The sequence below is a fragment of the Sulfitobacter sp. HI0129 genome, from assembly GCF_001635395.1.
GTDB lineage: Bacteria > Pseudomonadota > Alphaproteobacteria > Rhodobacterales > Rhodobacteraceae > Sulfitobacter.
In genome coordinates, this window is record NZ_LWGH01000579.1 from 1 (window position 1) to 1,324 (window position 1,324).

Sequence of the window (1,324 nt, forward strand, 5' to 3'; positions counted from 1 at the left end):
GGCAAGGATCGTATCCCCGTTGGAGGACAACACCGTGACCTTTTGCGGTTCGAGATCGGCAACAGCGGAAGCGACGAGCGCGCGAACCGACTGCGCCTGCGCCCGTGACATGGATGTATTGGCCCGCGACCGAACGATGACGGAGGCGCTGGCCTCCGGGCGGACCCGCGAAAAGGCTTCCCGCTCGGGCAGGACAAGGTGCACGCGCGCGGATTCGATTCCGTTGATTGTCTGGATGGAGCGGGCCAGTTCACCTTCGAGCGCGCGCAGGCGGTTCACCTTCTGCATGAAGGTGTTCATCCCCATGCCGGACATGTCGTCGAAAAGCTCCCACCCGGGCACGCCTTCGCCGGGCAGACCGGCATCGGCCAGCGCCATGCGGGCGCGGGCCACGTCGCCCTCGGCCACGGAAATCGTGTCACCGGCGCGCGACAGTTCCACCGTCAGCCCGGCCTGTTCCAGCGTTTGCGTCATCTGCGACGCGGTGCCGGGGGACAGCTGGCTATAGACCGGCACGAAGGTCGGCGCGAAAATCGTCCGCGCGCCAATCAGGATGGCGCCGAGGATGAATAGCCCCACGCCGCCCAACATGGCGAGACGCCGCGGGCCCAATTGGCCGAGGTTGTCGAGGATCTGACGCACCTGTGTACCTGCTCTCAATATCGGGCTTTTGCCCTGTTGTTCCCGCCAGCTTTCCCATTGGAGGAAGAAGTTTCAAGCATAGTTTGGAATATCCTTGCAAAATCACCCAATCCTGCGCTCAGTGTTGCAACAATGCTTGAATTGCATTCTGTTTGTTCTTGCATGTAGTCTGGAGCGGCGGCCTGCGGTAAAGGTATACCCATGAAGAAGATCATCATCATTCCCGCGCTCATCGTTCTGAGCCTTGCCGCAGGGGCGGGGGGCCTCACGCTGGCGATCGGACCCACCGCGGCCTTGGGTCTTGTGGGCCTCGGCTCCCCCGCCGAGGCGGAGAGCGCCGATGCCGGAAAAGATGGCGAAAAGCCCGATAAAACAGGCAAATCGGATGATTACGCAGCCGGTGACGGCAAGGAAGGCAAAGAGGACAAGTCCCCCAAGGGTGACAAGAAGGGCGCCAAGAAACAGGCGGGCTTTCCGGTGCTGCCGTTTCCCGAGCTTATCGTGAACGTCACGGATGTGACCGCCACCGGGCGCCAGACGACCCGGTTCCTCAAGCTCAACATGCTGATGGTCTATGACGACAAGCAGGAGGGGGCGGACCGGCTGCTTTCCCGCGAGGTCTATTTGCGTGACACGTTTCAGGATTACCTGCGCCAGCTTCATGTCAGCGATCTGCGCGGAA

General features: G+C 61.9%; 2 protein-coding genes and 1 pseudogene. 1 reads left to right on the forward strand and 2 read right to left on the reverse strand.

All coding sequences use genetic code 11. The features are described 5' to 3' along the window. Positions 1-642 (reverse strand): annotated as a pseudogene (locus A3764_RS15550) (flagellar basal-body MS-ring/collar protein FliF); the annotation flags it as partial. Positions 643-656: 14 nt separating this feature from the next. Then, positions 657-863: a hypothetical protein gene (locus tag A3764_RS24765; RefSeq protein ID WP_150120845.1), complete on the reverse strand. Its 207-nt coding sequence runs from the start codon at positions 861-863 to the stop codon at positions 657-659. On the opposite strand from A3764_RS24765, the gene A3764_RS15555 reads away from it, so the two are divergent. Continuing rightward, on the forward strand, positions 844-1,324 hold a 481-nt coding region (locus A3764_RS15555), incomplete at its 3' end, for a flagellar basal body-associated FliL family protein (protein WP_067951748.1). The genes A3764_RS24765 and A3764_RS15555 overlap by 20 nt on opposite strands.

What these genes read in the sequence shown, in the direction of transcription:
- A3764_RS24765 (WP_150120845.1), bottom strand. Translation starts at nt 863, where the DNA reads ATGATGATGATCTTCTTCATGGGTATACCTTTACCGCAGGCCGCCGCT.